The 20,813-nt window shown below is 58.1% G+C and carries 1 protein-coding gene; it reads left to right on the top strand.

Going from position 1 to position 20,813, the window contains the following annotated elements; genetic code table 11:
• Positions 1-285 precede the first annotated feature (285 nt).
• The gene (locus tag SC318_RS00800; protein WP_320429259.1) at positions 286-20,682 is read left to right on the top strand and encodes a retention module-containing protein; all 20,397 of its coding nucleotides are present in this window, start codon (positions 286-288) and stop codon (positions 20,680-20,682) included.
• Positions 20,683-20,813: the final 131 nt, after the last annotated feature.

The following is a 20,813-nucleotide window of genomic DNA, read 5'->3' as shown; positions in this document are numbered from 1 at the left end:
TCGGATAATGGCTACCGTTATGACCGTACGTCGGAAAGTTCGAAAAGCGGAACTGCTTCACTCATGTAGGACGGTTCGCCGCATAAATATCAATGTGACATTACGGAGGCGATTGTTTAGGATGGCGACCATAAGGTCAATAGTTTGGCATAAACAAGATAACTAAAAAATCTAGCCAATAATTTGACGTCAGTAACTCTTTAGACTACGCCCCCCTCCAGTTTGGCCCTCTTCCTGAGCGGCCACATGGAAATCATCAGAAACGGATCGCCGGAGAAATATTTAATGAGCAATGTTGTTGCCATCGTCAAAAGCATTGTTGGTCAAGTGTTCGTTATTTCTCCGGAAGGGACGCGCCGCGTTCTGGTTGAGGGTGATCGCCTGTTCGCGGGCGACCAGGTAGACACCGGCCTGTCGGGTGCGGTGAGCCTGGAGCTGGCGGATGGGCGCACATTGGACTTGGGTCGCGAAACCCAGTGGAGCGCCGACATGCCGGACTCCACCGCCGACCTGGCCGCGGCCACCGAACAGGCCGCGCCTTCGGTTGCCGAACTGCAGCAAGCCATCGCCGCGGGCGCCGACCCGACCACCGAGCTGGAAGCCACTGCCGCCGGTGCCACCGCTGCCGGTAATGGAGCTGCGGGCGGGGGTCACAGCTTTGTCGTGCTGGACGCGACCGCCGGCCGTGTCGACCCGACCATTGGTTTCCCAACCGGCCCGCTGGGCCAGGGTACCTCTGCACTTAACACCCTTACTGGCGCCCAAGGCTCCAGTGATGCGGGCACCCAACTGCAGCAGCCTTCGACGCTGTCCCTGAGCGCGACCCCGACGATCACCGAAGCCGGTGGTGTGCTGACCTACACAGCCACCGTGACCCAGGCCTCCACCAGCGACTTGAACGTTACTCTGTCCAACGGCGCGGTGATTACCATCCCGTCCGGCCAACTGACCGGCACCGTCAACGTGCCCCTGGCGCCCAACGACAGCCCGTACATCGACGCCAGCCAGATCAGCGTCACCGTCACCGGCACCACCGGCGGCAACAACCTGGTACTGACCCTCGACCCTAACCCGGCCGTGACGCAGATTACCGACACCGTTGATACCACCACCGTTACGCTGACGGCGGGTTCGAACGTCACCGAAGGCGGGCAGATCACCTACACCGCGACCCTGACCAACCCGGCCCAGACGCCGGTGAGCGTGACCCTGAGCAATGGCTCGGTGATTACTATCAAAGCGGGTGAGTCGACGGGGACGGTCGTGGTCGATACGCCTGCCAATGACGTCTACGTTAATGGGTCGACTGTCAGCACCACCATCACGGGCGCAACTGGCGGCAACTTTGAAAGCCTCGTGCCGAGCACGACGCCTGCGGTCACCACGATTACTGATTCGGTTGATACCACCACCGTCACGCTGACGGCGGGTTCGACTGTGACCGAAGGCGGTCAGATCACTTACACCGCGACCTTGACCAACCCTGCGCAGACGCCGGTGAACGTCACCTTGAGCAACGGCTCGGTGATTACCATCAAGGCTGGGGAATCGGTCGGCACAGTGACCGTCGATACACCGGCTAACGACGTCTACGTTAATGGGTCGACTGTCAGCACCACCATCATCGGTGCAACCGGCGGCAATTTTGAAAGCCTGGTGCCGAGCACCACGCCTGCCGTGACTACGATTACTGATTCGGTTGATACCACCACCGTCACGCTGACGGCGGGTTCGAATGTCACCGAAGGCGGTCAGATTACTTACACCGCGACCTTGAACAATCCTGCGCAGACGCCGGTGAACGTCACTTTGAGCAATGGCTCGGTGATTACCATCAAGGCTGGGGAGTCGACGGGGACGGTCGTGGTCGATACGCCGGCCAATGACGTCTACGTTAATGGTTCGACTGTCAGCACCACCATCACCGGTGCAACCGGCGGCAACTTTGAAAATCTGGTGCCAAGCACCACGCCTGCCGTGACTACGATTACTGATTCGGTTGATACCACCACGGTCACGCTGACGGCGGGTTCGACTGTGACCGAAGGCGGTCAGATCACTTACACCGCGACCCTGACCAACCCGGCCCAGACGCCGGTGAACGTCACCTTGAGCAATGGCTCGGTGATTACCATCAAGGCTGGGGAGTCGACGGGGACGGTCGTGGTCGATACGCCGGCCAATGACGTCTACGTTAATGGTTCGACTGTCAGCACCACCATCACCGGTGCAACCGGCGGCAACTTTGAAAATCTGGTGCCAAGCACCACGCCTGCCGTGACTACGATTACTGATTCGGTTGATACCACCACCGTCACGCTGACGGCGGGTTCGAACGTCACCGAAGGCGGGCAGATCACCTACACCGCGACCTTGACCAACCCGGCGCAGACGCCGGTGAACGTCACCTTGAGCAATGGCTCGGTGATTACCATCAAGGCTGGGGAATCGGTCGGCACAGTGACCGTCGATACACCGGCTAACGACGTCTACGTTAATGGGTCGACTGTCAGCACCACCATCACCGGTGCAACCGGCGGCAACTTTGAAAGCCTGGTGCCGAGCACCACGCCTGCCGTGACTACGATTACTGATTCGGTTGATACCACCACCGTCACGCTGACGGCGGGTTCAAACGTCACCGAAGGCGGGCAGATCACCTACACCGCGACCTTGACCAACCCGGCGCAGACGCCGGTGAACGTCACCTTGAGCAATGGCTCGGTGATTACCATCAAGGCTGGGGAATCGGTCGGCACAGTGACCGTCGATACACCGGCTAACGACGTCTACGTTAATGGGTCGACTGTCAGCACCATCATCACGGGCGCAACCGGCGGCAACTTTGAAAATCTGGTGCCGAGCACGACGCCTGCCGTTACTACGATTACTGATTCGGTTGATACCACCACCGTCACGCTGACGGCGGGTTCGAACGTCACCGAAGGCGGGCAGATCACCTACACCGCGACCTTGACCAACCCGGCGCAGACGCCGGTGAACGTCACCTTGAGCAATGGCTCGGTGATTACCATCAAGGCTGGGGAATCGGTCGGCACAGTGACCGTCGATACACCGGCTAACGACGTCTACGTTAATGGGTCGACTGTCAGCACCACCATCACCGGTGCAACCGGCGGCAACTTTGAAAGCCTGGTGCCAAGCACCACGCCTGCCGTGACTACGATTACTGATTCGGTTGATACCACCACCGTCACGCTGACGGCGGGTTCGAACGTCACCGAAGGCGGGCAGATCACCTACACCGCGACCTTGACCAACCCGGCGCAGACACCGGTCAACGTCACTTTGAGCAATGGCTCGGTGATTACCATCAAGGCTGGAGAATCGGTCGGCACAGTGACCGTCGATACACCGGCTAACGACGTCTACGTTAATGGGTCGACTGTCAGCACCATCATCACGGGCGCAACCGGCGGCAACTTTGAAAATCTGGTGCCGAGCACCACGCCTGCCGTGACTACGATTACTGATTCGGTTGATACCACCACCGTCACGCTGACGGCGGGTTCGAACGTCACCGAAGGCGGGCAGATCACCTACACCGCGACCTTGACCAACCCGGCGCAGACACCGGTGAACGTCACTTTGAGCAATGGCTCGGTGATTACCATCAAGGCTGGGGAATCGGTCGGCACAGTGACCGTCGATACACCGGCTAACGACGTCTACGTTAATGGGTCGACTGTCAGCACCACCATCACGGGCGCAACCGGCGGCAACTTTGAAAGCCTGGTGCCGAGCACGACGCCCGCCGTTACTACGATTACTGATTCTGTTGATACCACCACCGTTACGCTGACGGCGGGTTCGACTGTGACCGAAGGCGGGCAGATCACCTACACCGCGACCTTGACCAACCCTGCGCAGACGCCGGTGACTGTCACTTTGAGCAATGGCTCCGTGATCACCATCAAGGCTGGGGAATCGGTCGGTACAGTAACCGTCGATACACCGGCTAACGACGTCTACGCTAATGGATCGACTGTCAGCACCATTATTACCGGTGCAACCGGCGGCAACTTTGAAAATCTGGTGCCGAGCACCACGCCTGCCGTTACTACGATTACTGATTCGGTTGATACCACCACCGTCACGCTGACGGCGGGTTCGAATGTGACCGAAGGCGGTCAGATCACCTACACCGCGACCTTGACCAATCCGGCGCAGACACCGGTGAACGTCACCTTGAGCAATGGCTCGGTGATTACCATCAAGGCTGGGGAATCGGTCGGCACAGTGACCGTCGATACACCGGCTAACGACGTCTACGTTAATGGGTCGACTGTCAGCAACACTATCACCGGTGCAACCGGCGGCAACTTTGAAAATCTGGTGCCGAGCACCACGCCTGCCGTGACTACGATTACTGATTCGGTTGATACCACCACCGTCACGCTGACGGCGGGTTCGAACGTCACCGAAGGCGGGCAGATCACCTACACCGCGACCTTGACCAACCCGGCGCAGACGCCGGTGAACGTCACCTTGAGCAACGGCTCGGTGATTACCATCAAGGCTGGGGAATCGGTCGGCACAGTGACCGTCGATACACCGGCTAACGACGTCTACGTTAATGGTTCGACTGTCAGCACCACTATCACCGGTGCAACCGGCGGCAACTTTGAAAATCTGGTGCCGAGCACGACACCTGCCGTGACTACGATTACTGATTCGGTTGATACCACCACCGTCACGCTGACGGCGGGTTCGAACGTCACCGAAGGCGGGCAGATCACCTACACCGCGACCTTGACCAACCCGGCGCAGACGCCGGTGAGCGTGACCCTGAGCAATGGCTCGGTGATCACCATCAAGGCTGGGGAGTCGGTCGGCACAGTGACCGTCGATACACCGGCTAACGACGTCTACGTTAATGGGTCGACTGTCAGCACCACCATCACCGGTGCAACCGGCGGCAACTTTGAAAATCTGGTGCCGAGCACGACGCCTGCGGTCACCACCATTACCGACTCCATCGACACCACGACCGTCACCCTGACGGCACCGGCCGTGGCGAGCGAAGGTGGGCAGATTACGTACACGGCGACGCTTTCCAATAAGGCGGACACAGATGTAACGCTGAAACTGGATAACGGCTCGTCGATCACTATCAAGGCTGGCGATACCGTCGGCACTGTGACTGTGCCTGCGCCAAGCGATGACGTGTTTGTCGACAAGAGCACTCAGACTGTTCAGATCACTGAGACGGCTGGCGGCAACTTCGAGAAACTTGAAGTCGCAGGCAACGGTGCGACCACCACGATCAACGACACCATCGACAAAGTTGACGTCGTTCTGACCGCCACTCCTACCGTCGGCGAAGGCGGCAACATCGTCTACACCGCCAGCCTTGTGGATAAAAACGGCACGCCGGTGAGCAACATCACCAACCCGTTGACCGTCACGTTGGATAACGGCCAGAGCATCACCATTGGTGTAAACCAGTCGAGTGGTTCTGTTTCGGTTGTGGCTCCGGATGATGTGTACACGGGCGACCAGACCGTCACGACCGCTATCAAAGGCGTCACCGGAGGCGAGCATTTTGAAAACCTGGTACCGGGCACTACTCCGGTTAACACCACCGTTACCGACACACCGGGTACCGACAACGCCACCACCGTCACGCTGACCGCGCCAACCGCCGTCAACGAAGGTGGACAGATTACGTATACCGCTACGCTCTCTAATAAAGCTGGCAGTGACGTCACGCTGAAACTCGATAACGGCTCGAGCATTACTATCAAGGCTGGCGACAACGTCGGTACTGTGACTGTGCCTGCGCCTACTGATGACGTGTTCATCGACAAGAGCACTCAAACAGTCAAGATCACCGAGACCACTGGCGGTAACTTCGAGAAGCTGGACGTCGCGGGCAGCGGTGCGACCACCACGATCAACGACACTATCGACAAGGTCGACGTGGTTCTGACCGCCACCAAGACCGTGGGCGAAGGCGGCAACATTGTCTACACCGCGTCGCTCGTCGATAAGTCAGGGAATGCGGTTACTAACATCACCAACCCGCTGACCGTCACTCTGGATAACGGCCAGAGCATCACCATCGGTGTGAACCAGTCCAGCGGCACGGTCACCACCTTGGCGCCAAACGACGTTTATAAAGGCGATCAAACCGTCACCACCGCTATCAAAGGCGTGACCGGTGGCGAGCATTTCGAAAACCTGGTGCCGGGCACCACGGCGGTGAATACCACCGTCACGGATACCCCGCGCACAGCTGATACCACTACCGTGACCCTGACTGCGCCAAGTGCGGTCAACGAAGGTGGCCAGATCACCTACACCGCCACGCTTTCCAATAAAGCAGGCAGCGACGTCACACTGAAGTTGGATAACGGCTCGAACATCACTATTAAAGCCGGCGAAACCGTCGGTACAGTGACCGTGCCTGCGCCTAGCGATGACGTGTTCATCGACAAGAGCACACAGACCGTTCAGATCACCGAGACCACTGGCGGCAACTTCGAGAAACTTGAAGTCGCAGGCAACGGTGCGACCACCACGATCAACGATACCATCGACAAGGTCGACGTGGTTCTGACCGCCACCAAGACCGTCGGCGAAGGCGGCGACATCGTCTACACCGCGTCGCTCGTCGACAAGTCAGGTAATGCGGTTACTAACATCACTAACCCGCTGACCGTTACCTTGGATAACGGCCAGAGCATCACCATTGGTGTAAACCAATCGAGCGGTAGCGTTTCGGTTATAGCTCCGGATGATGTGTACAAAGGCGATCAAACCGTCACCACCGCTATCAAAAGCGTGACCGGTGGCGAGCACTTCGAAAACCTGGTGCCTGGTACTACTCCGGTTAACACCACTGTTACCGACACACCGGGTACCGACAATGCCACCACTGTCACGCTGACCGCGCCAAGTGCCGTCAACGAAGGTGGTCAGATCACCTACACCGCCACGCTTTCTAATAAAGCTGGCAGTGACGTCACACTGAAGCTGGATAACGGTTCGAACATCACTATTAAGGCTGGCGAAACCGTCGGCACCGTGACTGTTCCTGCGCCTACCGATGACGTGTTTATCGATAAGAGCACTCAGACTGTTCAGATCACCGACACTACTGGCGGCAACTTCGAAAAACTGGAAGTTGCTGGCAACGGTGCAACTACCGCGATCAACGACACCATCGACAAGGTCGACGTGGTGCTGACCGCCACCAAGACCGTCGGCGAAGGCGGCGATATCGTCTACACCGCCAGCCTTGTGGATAAAAACGGCGTAGCGGTGAGCAACATCACCAACCCGCTGACCGTCACCTTGGATAACGGCCAAAGCATCACTATTGGCGTCAATCAGTCGAGCGGCAGCGTTTCGATTGCTGCGCCGGATGATGTCTACAAAGGCGATCAAACCGTCACCACCGCTATCAAAGGCGTGACCGGTGGCGAGCACTTCGAAAATCTAGTGCCAGGTACCGCGCCGGTTAACACCACTGTTACCGACACACCGGGTACCGACAACACCACCACCGTCACACTGACCGCGCCAAGTGCCGTCAACGAAGGTGGCCAGATTACGTATACCGCCACGCTTTCAAACAAAGCAGGCAGCGACGTCACACTGAAGTTGGATAACGGCTCGAACATCACTATTAAGGCCGGCGACACCGTCGGTACAGTGACCGTGCCTGCTCCGACCGATGACGTGTTTATCGATAAGAGCACTCAGACCGTCAAGATCACCGACGCTTCCGGCGGCAACTTCGAAAAACTGGAAGTCGCAGGCAACGGTGCAACTACCGCGATCAACGACACCATCGACAAGGTTGACCTCGTTCTGACCGCCACTCCTACCGTCGGCGAAGGCGGCAACATCGTCTACACCGCTACCCTTGTGGATAAAAACGGCACGCTGGTGACCAACATCACCAACCCATTGACCGTCACGTTGGATAACGGCCAGAGCATCACCATCGGTGTAAACCAATCCAGCGGCACGGTCACCACCTTGGCGCCAAACGACGTCTACAAAGGCGATCAAACCGTCACCACCGCCATCAAAGGCGTCACCGGTGGAGAGCATTTCGAGAACCTGGTGCCGGGCACTACGGTGGTGAATACCACCGTCACGGATACCCCGGGCACAGCTGATGCCACCACCGTAACGTTGACCGCGCCAAGTGCCGTCAACGAAGGTGGTCAGATCACCTACACCGCCACGCTTTCCAATAAAGCAGGCAGCGACGTCACACTGAAGTTGGATAACGGCTCGAACATCACTATCAAAGCCGGCGAAACCGTCGGTACAGTGACCGTGCCTGCGCCTAGCGATGACGTGTTCATCGACAAGAGCACTCAGACTGTTCAGATCACTGAGACCACTGGCGGCAACTTCGAAAAACTGGAAGTCGCAGGCAACGGTGCAACTACCGCGATCAACGACACCATCGACAAGGTCGACGTGGTTCTGACCGCCACCAAGACCGTCGGCGAAGGCGGCGATATCGTCTACACCGCCAGCCTTGTGGATAAAAACGGCGTGGCGGTGACCAACATCACCAACCCGTTGACCGTCACCTTGGATAACGGCCAGAGCATCACCATTGGTGTAAACCAATCGAGCGGTAGCGTTTCGATTGCTGCGCCGGATGATGTGTACAAAGGCGATCAAACCGTCACCACCGCCATCAAAGGCGTCACCGGTGGAGAGCACTTTGAAAACCTGGTTCCGGGTACTACGCCGGTTAACACCACCGTTACCGACACACCGGGTACCGACAACACCACCACTGTCACGCTGACCGCGCCAAGTGCCGTCAACGAAGGTGGCCAGATCACCTACACCGCCACGCTTTCCAATAAAGCAGGCAGCGACGTCACCCTGAAGCTGGATAATGGCTCGTCGATCACTATCAAAGCGGGTGACACGGTCGGCACCGTGACTGTTCCTGCGCCTACCGATGACGTGTTCATCGATAAGAGCACTCAAACCGTCAAGATCACCGACGCGACTGGCGGCAACTTCGAAAAACTGGAAGTCGCTGGCAACGGCGCAACTACCACAATCAACGACACCATCGACAAGGTCGACGTGGTTCTGACCGCCACCAAGACCGTGGGCGAAGGCGGCGATATCGTCTACACCGCCAGCCTTGTGGATAAAAACGGCGTGGCGGTGACCAACATCACCAACCCGTTGACCGTCACCTTGGATAACGGCCAGAGCATCACCATTGGTGTAAACCAATCGAGCGGTAGCGTTTCGATTGCTGCGCCGGATGATGTGTACAAAGGCGATCAAACCGTCACCACCGCCATCAAGGGCGTGACCGGTGGCGAGCACTTTGAAAACCTGGTTCCGGGTACTACGCCGGTTAACACCACCGTTACCGACACACCGGGTACCGACAACACCACCACTGTAACGCTGACCGCGCCAAGTGCCGTCAACGAAGGCGGCCAGATCACCTACACCGCCACGCTTTCCAATAAAGCAGGCAGCGACGTCACCCTGAAGCTGGATAATGGCTCGTCGATCACTATCAAAGCGGGTGACACGGTCGGCACCGTGACTGTGCCTGCGCCAAGCGATGACGTGTTTGTCGACAAGAGCACTCAGACTGTTCAGATCACTGAGACGGCTGGCGGCAACTTCGAGAAACTTGAAGTCGCAGGCAACGGTGCGACCACCACGATCAACGACACCATCGACAAAGTTGACGTCGTTCTGACCGCCACCAAGACCGTGGGCGAAGGCGGCGATATCGTCTACACCGCCAGCCTTGTGGATAAAAACGGCGTGGCGGTGACCAACATCACCAACCCGTTGACCGTCACCTTGGATAACGGCCAGAGCATCACCATTGGTGTAAACCAATCGAGCGGTAGCGTTTCGGTTATAGCTCCGGATGACGTGTACAAAGGCGACCAAACCGTCACCACCGCCATCAAAGGCGTCACCGGTGGCGAGCATTTCGAAAACCTGGTGCCAGGTACTACAGCGGTGAACACCACTGTTACCGACACACCAGCTACAGCGGATGCCACCACCGTCACCCTGACTGCGCCAAGCGTGGTTAGCGAAGGTGGTCAGATTACGTACACCGCGACATTGAGCAACAAGGCGGGTACTGACGTAACACTGAAACTCGACAACGGCTCGAACATCACCATTAAGGCCGGCGAAACCGTCGGTACTGTGACTGTGCCTGCGCCTACTGATGATGTGTTCATCGACAAGAGCACACAGACCGTCAAAATCACCGACGCGACTGGCGGCAACTTCGAAAAACTGGAAGTCGCAGGCAACGGCGCAACCACCACAATCAACGACACCATCGACAAAGTTGACGTGGTTCTGACTGCCACCAAGACCGTTGGCGAAGGCGGCGATATCGTCTACACCGCCAGCCTTGTGGATAAAAACGGCATGCCGGTGAGCAACATCACCAATCCGCTGACCGTCACCCTGGATAATGGCCAGAGCATCACCATTGGTGTGAACCAGTCCAGCGGTTCAGTCACCGCCGTGGCACCAAACGACGTTTACAAAGGCGATCAAACCGTCACCACCGCTATCAAGGGCGTGACCGGTGGCGAACACTTTGAAAACTTGGTGCCGGGTACCACAGCGGTTAACACCACTGTTACCGACACACCGGGTACTGACAACACCACCACCGTCACACTGACCGCGCCAACCGCAGTCAACGAAGGTGGGCAGATCACCTACACAGCCACGCTTTCTAATAAAGCTGGCAGTGACGTCACACTGAAGTTGGATAACGGTTCGAGCATCACTATCAAGTCTGGCGATACCGTCGGCACTGTGACTGTTCCCGCGCCTACCGATGACGTGTTCATCGATAAGAGCACTCAGACTGTCAAGATCACCGACGCAACGGGTGGCAACTTCGAAAAACTGGAAGTTGCAGGCAATGGCGCAACCACCACGATCAACGACACCATCGACAAGGTCGACGTCGTCCTGACGGCCACTCCTACCGTCGGCGAAGGCGGCAACATCGTCTACACCGCTACCCTTGTGGATAAGTCAGGTAATGCGGTTACTAACATCACCAACCCGCTGACCGTCACTCTGGATAACGGCCAGAGCATCACCATCGGTGTGAACCAGTCCAGCGGCACGGTCACCGCCGTGGCACCAAACGACGTTTACAAAGGCGATCAAACCGTCACCACCGCCATCAAGGGCGTGACCGGTGGCGAGCACTTTGAAAACCTGGTTCCGGGTACTACGCCGGTTAACACCACCGTTACTGACACTCCGGGTACCGACAACACCACCACTGTAACGCTGACTGCACCAAGCGCCGTCAATGAAGGTGGCCAGCTCACCTATACCGCTACGCTCTCCAACAAAGCTGGCAGTGACGTCACCCTGAAGTTGGATAACGGCTCTTCGATCACTATCAAAGCGGGTGACATGGTCGGCACCGTGACTGTTCCTGCGCCTACTGATGATGTGTTCATCGACAAGAGCACTCAAACCGTCAAGATCACCGACGCTTCCGGCGGCAACTTCGAGAGGCTGGAAGTTGTAGGCAACGGCGCGACCACAACGGTCAACGACACCATCGACAAGGTCGACGTGGTTCTGACTGCCACCAAGACCGTTGGCGAAGGCGGCGATATCGTCTACACCGCCAGCCTTGTGGATAAAAACGGCGTGGCGGTGAGCAACATCACCAACCCGCTGACCATCACTTTGGATAACGGCCAAAGCATCACTATTGGCGTCAATCAGTCGAGCGGCAGCGTTTCGATTGCTGCACCGGATGATGTGTACAAAGGCGACCAGACCGTCACCACTGTTATCAAAGGCGTCACTGGCGGCGAGCACTTCGAGAACCTGGTACCGGGCACCACGGCGGTGAATACCACCGTTACCGACACACCGGGTACTGACAACGCCACCACCGTCACACTGACCGCGCCAACCGCAGTCAACGAAGGTGGCCAGATCACCTACACCGCCACGCTTTCCAATAAAGCAGGCAGTGACGTCACACTGAAGTTGGATAACGGCTCGAACATCACTATTAAGGCTGGCGAAACCGTCGGCACCGTGACTGTTCCTGCGCCTACCGATGACGTGTTTATCGATAAGAGCACTCAGACTGTTCAGATCACCGACACTACTGGCGGCAACTTCGAAAAACTGGAAGTTGCTGGCAACGGTGCAACTACCACGATCAACGACACCATCGATAAGGTCGACGTGGTTCTGACCGCCACCAAGACCGTCGGCGAAGGCGGCAACATCGTCTACACCGCCAGCCTTGTGGATAAAAACGGCGTGGCGGTGACCAACATCACCAACCCGCTGACCGTCACTCTGGATAACGGCCAGAGCATCACCATTGGCGTCAATCAGTCGAGCAGCAGCGTTTCGATTGCTGCGCCGGATGATGTGTACAAAGGCAACCAGACTGTCACCACCGCTATCAAAGGCGTGACCGGTGGCGAGCACTTTGAAAATCTGGTTCCGGGTATTACGCCGGTTAACACCACCGTTACTGATACTCCGGGTACCGACAACACCACCACTGTAACGCTGACTGCACCAAGCGCCGTCAATGAAGGTGGCCAGGTCACCTATACCGCTACGCTCTCCAACAAAGCAGGCAGCGACGTCACCCTGAAGTTGGATAACGGTTCGAGCATTACTATCAAGGCCGGCGAAACCGTCGGTACAGTGACCGTGCCTGCTCCGACTGATGACGTGTTTATCGATAAGAGCACTCAAACAGTCAAGATCACCGACGCGTCCGGCGGCAACTTCGAGAAGCTGGAAGTTGCAGGCAACGGCGCAACGACCACGATCAACGACACCATCGATAAGGTCGATGTGGTTCTGACCGCCACCAAGACCGTCGGCGAAGGCGGCAACATTGTCTACACCGCGTCGCTCGTCGATAAGTCAGGGAATGCGGTTACTAACATCACCAACCCGCTGACCGTCACTCTGGATAACGGCCAGAGCATCACCATCGGTGTGAACCAGTCCAGCGGCACGGTCACCACCTTGGCGCCAAACGACGTTTACAAAGGCGACCAAACCGTCACCACCGCTATCAAAGGTGTGACCGGTGGCGAGCATTTTGAGAATCTGGTGCCAGGCACCACGGCGGTGAATACCACCGTCACGGATACCCCGGGCACAGCTGATGCCACCACCGTTACGCTGACCGCGCCAAGTGCCGTCAACGAAGGTGGCCAGATCACCTACACCGCCACGCTTTCCAATAAAGCAGGCAGTGACGTCACGCTGAAACTGGATAACGGCTCGTCGATCACTATCAAGGCTGGCGATACCGTCGGCACCGTGACTGTTCCTGCGCCAAGCGATGACGTGTTCATCGATAAGAGCACTCAGAGCGTTCAGATCACCGACACCACTGGCGGCAACTTCGAAAAACTGGAAGTTGCTGGCAACGGTGCAACGACCACGGTCAACGACACCATCGACAAGGTCGACGTGGTTCTGACTGCCACCAAGACCGTTGGCGAAGGCGGCGATATCGTCTACACCGCCAGCCTTGTGGATAAAAACGGCGTGGCGGTGAGCAACATCACCAACCCGTTGACCGTCACCTTGGATAACGGCCAAAGCATCACTATTGGCGTCAATCAGTCGAGCGGCAGCGTTTCGATTGCTGCGCCGGATGATGTGTACAAAGGCGATCAAACCGTCACCACCGCTATTAAAGGCGTCGCTGGCGGCGAGCATTTCGAGAACTTGGTACCGGGCACTACTCCGGTTAACACCACCGTTACCGACACACCGGGTACCGACAATGCCACCACCGTTACGCTGACCGCGCCAAGTGCCGTCAACGAAGGTGGCCAGATCACCTACACAGCCACGCTTTCTAATAAAGCTGGCAGCGACGTCACACTGAAGTTGGATAACGGCTCGAACATCATTATTAAGGCTGGCGAAACCGTCGGCACCGTGACCGTGCCTGCGCCTACCGATGACGTGTTTATCGATAAGAGCACTCAGACTGTTCAGATCACCGAGACCACTGGCGGCAACTTCGAAAAACTGGAAGTTGCTGGCAATGGCGCAACCACCACGATCAACGACACCATCGACAAAGTTGACGTCGTTCTGACCGCCACTCCTACCGTTGGCGAAGGCGGCAACATCGTCTACACCGCCAGCCTTGTGGATAAAAACGGCACGCTGGTGAACAACATCACCAATCCGCTGACTGTCAACTTGGATAACGGCAAAACCATCACCATCGGTGTGAACCAATCCAGCGGTTCAGTCACCGCCGTAGCACCAAACGACGTCTACAAAGGCGACCAAACCGTCACCACCGCCATCAAAGGCGTCACCGGTGGCGAGCATTTCGAAAACCTGGTGCCAGGTACTACAGCGGTGAACACCACTGTTACCGACACACCAGCTACAGCGGATGCCACCACCGTCACCCTGACTGCGCCAAGCGTGGTTAGCGAAGGTGGTCAGATTACGTACACCGCGACATTGAGCAACAAGGCGGGTACTGACGTAACACTGAAACTCGACAACGGCTCGAACATCACCATTAAGGCCGGCGAAACCGTCGGCACCGTGACCGTGCCTGCGCCAAGCGATGACGTGTTCATCGACAAGAGCACTCAAACAGTCAAGATCACCGACGCTTCCGGCGGCAACTTCGAGAAGCTGGAAGTTGCAGGCAACGGCGCAACCACCACGATCAACGACACCATCGATAAGGTCGACGTGGTGCTGACCGCCACCAAGACCGTCGGCGAAGGTGGCGATATCGTCTACACCGCCAGCCTTGTGGATAAAAACGGCGTGGCGGTGACCAACATCACCAACCCGTTGACCGTCACCTTGGATAACGGCCAGAGCATCACCATTGGTGTAAACCAATCGAGCGGTAGCGTTTCGGTTATAGCTCCGGATGATGTGTACAAAGGCGACCAAACCGTCACCACCGCTATCAAAGCCGTGACCGGTGGCGAGCATTTCGAAAACCTGGTGCCGGGCACCACGGCGGTGAATACCACCGTCACGGATACACCGGGCACAGCTGATGCCACCACCGTTACGCTGACCGCGCCAAGTGCCATCAACGAAGGTGGTCAGATCACCTACACCGCGACCTTGAGCAACAAGGCCGGTACTGATGTCACGCTGAAACTCGATAACGGCTCGAACATCACCATTAAGGCTGGCGAAACCGTCGGCACCGTGACCGTGCCTGCGCCTACCGATGACGTGTTCATCGACAAGAGCACTCAAACCGTCAAGATCACCGACGCTTCCGGCGGCAACTTCGAAAAACTGGAAGTTGCAGGCAATGGCGCAACCACCACGATCAACGACACCATCGACAAGGTCGACGTCGTCCTGACCGCCACCAAGACCGTCGGCGAAGGCGGCAACATCGTCTACACCGCTATCCTTGTGGATAAAAACGGCACGCCGGTGAGCAACATCACTAATCCGCTGACTGTCACTTTGGACAACGGCAAAACCATCACCATCGGTGTAAACCAGTCCAGCGGTACGGTCACCACAGTGGCGCCAAACGACGTCTACAAAGGCGATCAGACCGTCACCACCGCTATCAAAAGCGTGACCGGTGGGGAGCACTTTGAAAACCTGGTGCCAGGCACTACGTCAGTTAACACCACCGTTACTGATACTCCGGGTACCGACAACACCACCACTGTCACTTTGACTGCACCAACTGCAGTTAACGAAGGTGGGCAGATCACATACACCGCTACGCTTTCTAATAAAGCTGGCAGTGACGTCACGCTGAAACTCGATAACGGCTCTTCGATCACTATCAAGTCTGGCGACACCGTCGGCACTGTGACCGTGCCTGCCCCGACTGATGACGTGTTCATCGACAAGAGCACTCAAACCGTCAAGATCACCGACGCTTCCGGCGGCAACTTCGAAAAACTGGAAGTTGCAGGCAATGGCGCAACCACCACGATCAACGACACCATCGACAAGGTCGACATCGTCCTGACCGCCACTCCTACCGTCGGCGAAGGCGGCAACATCGTCTACACCGCTACCCTTGTGGATAAAAACGGCACGCCGGTGAGCAACATCACCAATCCGCTGACCGTCACTCTGGACAACGGCAAAACCATCACCATCGGTGTGAACCAATCCAGCGGCACGGTCACCGCCGTGGCACCAAACGACGTCTACAAAGGCGATCAAACCGTCACCACCGCCATCAAAGGCGTCACCGGTGGCGAGCATTTCGAGAACCTGGTGCCGGGTACTACAGCGGTGAACACCACCGTCACCGACACCCCAGGCAGTACCGATCTCACCAGCGTCACCCTGACTGCGCCAAGTGCCGTCAACGAAGGTGGCCAGATCACCTACACCGCCACCTTGAGCAACAAGGCCGGCAGCGACATGGTGGTGCAGTTGGACAACGGCTCGAGCATCACCATCAAGCAAGGTGCAACCGTAGGTACGGTGACGGTGCCTGCTCCAACGGATGACGTGTTCATCGACAAGAGCACCCAGACCGTCAAGATCACGGGTACCAGCGGCGGTAACTTCGAGGGCGTGACCGTCACTCCAGGCGGCGCGACCACTACGATCAACGACACGATCGACGACGTGACCGTAATGCTCAAAGCCAGCGGTTCGGTCAGCGAGGGCGGGCAGATCGTCTACACCGCGTCGCTGGTCGACAAGAATGGCGCGGCAGTGAACAACGTCGGTTCCGACCTGGTGGTGAAGCTGGATAACGGCTCGACCATTACCATCGGCAACGGCAAGTCCAGCAGCTTCATCACGACCACCGCCGCGAACGATGCGTATATCGGCGCCAATGACGTCACGGCCAAAATCAACGCCGTCGTCAGCGGCGGTGACAAATACGAGCACTTGATTGTCGATGGCAGCACTGTGGTCACCAAAGTCACGGACGTGGTTACCAACACCACCCTCAGCATCGGCGGCGACGCTTCGGTGACCGAGGGCGGTACGGCGCATTACACCCTGAACTTGAGCAACCCGGCGCAAACCGATGTGACCGTTACGCTCAAGTACAGCGGTACGGCCACCGACGGTTCGGACTTCAACGGCGTGTACACCGTGAAGATCCCGGCCGGCGCCAGCAGCGTGCCGTTTGATATCCGCACGCTTGACGACAAAATCACCGAGCCGACGGAAAAAATCGTTATCACCATCGACAAGGCCACCGGGGGCAACTTCGAGAACCTGGTGATCGACAAGGGCACGGTCAGCACGGACATCCTCGACAACGATGCGCCACCGGTGATCGACCTGGACGCCAACAATTCCAGCGGCGCCATCGGCAATGATTACAAGACCACCTTCACCGAAGGCACCGCCGGACCAGGTGTGTCGATTGCCGACACCGATATCAAGATCACCGACCCGGACAGCACGATGCTCTCCGGCGCAACGGTCACGCTGACCAACGCGCAAGCCGGTGACGCCTTGAACCTGGGCAACAGCGTGAATGGCATTGTTGTCAGCACCAACAACCAGACGGGCACGATCACCCTGACGTTGTCGGGCAGCGCGACGCTGGCTGATTACATGCAGCGTATCCAGAACATCACGTTCACCAACGACAGCCACGACCCGAGCACCACGCCGCGCACCATTACCGTGACGGTGACCGACGGCGGCAACTACTCCAACGTCGCCACCACCACGGTCAACGTGGTGGCGGTCAACGATGCACCCGTGGCAACGGGCGGGGCTGTGACCGGCACCGAAGACACTGCGCTGGCCTTGACCTGGGCGAACTTCGGCGTGACCGACGTGGACTCGCCATCAACCAGCCTCGGCGTGAAAATCACCGACTTGCCTGTTGCCGGCAAGCTGCAATACCTGGCAGCCGACGGCACGACCTGGACCAACGTGACCAGCGGCCAGACCTTCACCAAAGCCCAGATCGATGGCGGCCAGTTGCGCTTTATGCCGAACACCAACGAATCCGGTGTCGACGGGTATGGCGGCACCGGTATTGGTAACAAGCAGGCCGATTACGCGCAGTTCAAGTTCCAGCCAACCGATGGCAAGGACCTGGGCACCAGTGCCACGGTAAAAGTGGATATCACCCCGGTGGCCGACGCACCCACCCTGAGTGTGGCCGACAACAACGTTAACTCGGTTGGCCTGATCAAACAGACCTGGAGCAGCATTTCCGGGCTGGGCAACTCCGGCAACGGTGCCGCACCGGATGTGCTGAAAAAAGCCATCGACGGCGCCGGCACGCCGAACAGCACCGCGGTGGTGACCAATGTCGAGTCCACCACCGACGTCGCTCCAGGTTCAGGCGGGAAAATTTCCGGCTTGATGTACATGGAAGCGGGCAAGAACTACACCTTCAGCGGCGTCGCCGATGACAGCCTGTTGATCAACGTCGGCGGCAAGGACGTGGCCAGCGGCTTGTGGGGCACCAACAGCGGCAAGTTCAGCGGCACGTTCACGCCGGCGGTCAGCGGTTACTACAGCATCGAGATCTATCAAGCCAACCAGGCAGGCCCCGGCAGCTATGACGTCAACCTGTCGGTCAACGGCGGCGCGGTCCAGAACTTGAGCACCAGCAACGTGCCGCTGTACACCGGTATTACCGACCTGACCAACGCCGGCGTAACCGTGTCCGACCTGCATGGCAGCAACGGTGACGGTTACTACGTGGGTTACAAACTCAACGAAGGCCAGGAAAACGGCAGCGTGAAGCTGTCCAAGATCAGCACCGCGCTCACCGATACCGATGGCTCGGAAAGCCTGGCCTTGAAGATCAGCGGCATTCCGGCAGGCTCGGTGCTTACCGATGCTTCGGGACACACCTTCACCGCCAGCAAAACCGTGGGCGAAGTCAACGTCACTGGCTGGGACCTGGGCACCCTGACCATCAAGCCGCCGACTTACTACAGCGGCCAGTTCAACCTGACGGTCACCTCGACCTCTACCGAAAGCATCGGCGGTTCGGCGACCACCACCGCGCAATTGCCTGTGACGGTGTACCCGGCGACCTATAACTCGGTAACCGGCACGTCGGGCAGCGACTCGATCGTCGGCAGCGATGGCAACGACATCGTCGTGGCGGATATCGGTGGCCTGAACGTGGTGCAGGGCAAGAACTACAACATCGCATTCATGGTGGACAGTTCCGGCAGCATGAGCACCGCCTCGATCAATGCGGCAAAAGCTTCGTTGACCTCGGTGTTCAATTCGCTCAAAGACAGCCTGGGTACCAACACGTCGGGCACGGTGAATATCTTCCTGGCCGACTTCGACAGCCAGGTGAACAAGTCGGTCGCGATCAACCTTAACGCCCCCAATGCGCTGGCCCAGCTCAAAGCAGTGCTGGACTCGATGGTGTCTGAAGGCGGCACCAACTATGAAGACGTGTTCAAGACCACCGCTAACTTCTTCCAGAGTGACCTGGCGACCAAAAACACCGGTGCGACCAACCTGACGTACTTCATCACCGACGGCCAGCCGACGTTCTACCAGAGCGGCGAGCAGACCAACCTGACGCTGTACGGCAACGTCAAGTTCGATGACGTGGTGACAACCGCCAACTACACACCAGGTACCTCGGTCGGCAAGTACCTGGATAACACTCATTATTTCAGCATCGACGCCTCGGGTGCCGCTCAACTGCAGACCTGGAATGGCTACTGGTGGACGTCCAACAATCTGGGCCTGGTCCGCGCTCAGGGCGACGGCACTTTTGAGCTGTCCAATCTGGACGGTCGAGGCAGCAGCACCGACGCGGCCACGCTGGCCAATTCCAAGAGCGCCTTTGCGCTGCTGGGCGGGCTGTCGCAAGTGGAGGCGATCGGCATCAACAGCGACATCAGCCTCAGCGACCTGAAGCCTTACGACAGCGATGGCAAGCCACAGGCCAACATCGATCCGAAGGATTTGGCCAACGCCATCCTCGGCCACACTGAGGCGACCCTGCCAGGTGCGGACACCGTCAGCGGCGGCGATGGCAACGACATCCTCTTCGGCGACCTGGTGAGTTTCAGCGGCGTGACGGGCGAGGGTTACAACGCCCTGCAGGCTTTCGTGGCACAGAAAACCGGCGTGGCGGTTGCGTCGGTCACCACGTCGAACGTGCACCAGTACGTCACCGAGCATTACGCGGACTTTGACGTGTCCGGCGCCAAGGACGGCAACGACACGCTGCTCGGTGGCTCTGGCGATGACATTCTGTTCGGCCAGGGCGGCAACGACGTTCTGGACGGTGGCAAGGGCAACGACATCCTGCTGGGCGGTACCGGCAATGACACCTTGATCGGCGGCCAGGGCAACGACATCCTGATCGGCGGGTCGGGTGCCGACGCCTTTGTGTGGAAGGCAGGTGATGTCGGTAACGACGTGATCAAGGACTTCAAGGCGTCGGAAGGTGACCGGATCGACCTGCGTGACCTGTTGAAGGGCGAGACCGACAGCACCATCGACAACTACCTGAAGATCACCACGGTAGAAGGCGTGTCGACCCTGCAAGTGAGCAGTGAAGGCAAGCTGAACGCCGCGGGTGGGCTGGCCAATGCGGATGTGACCATCAAGCTGGAAGGCAACGATTGGTCCCACACCAGCATCAACTCGCTGATCAGCGGTGCCGACCCGACCATCAAGATCGATCACACCGCCTAAGCTTCGGTTTATCGGCCGCCCCTGAGGCGGCCGATTTATTTGGGCGATACGTTGCTGGCCCTGCCGGCCGATTGCATCGCATACTCGCGCTATCAACACACGGCCAGCTATGCGGCTTGAGGTGTGTGGCT

The sequence above is a fragment of the Pseudomonas sp. MUP55 genome, from assembly GCF_034043515.1.
In the GTDB taxonomy this organism is placed as follows: domain Bacteria; phylum Pseudomonadota; class Gammaproteobacteria; order Pseudomonadales; family Pseudomonadaceae; genus Aquipseudomonas.
This window is presented reverse-complemented; position numbering and strand designations above follow the sequence as displayed.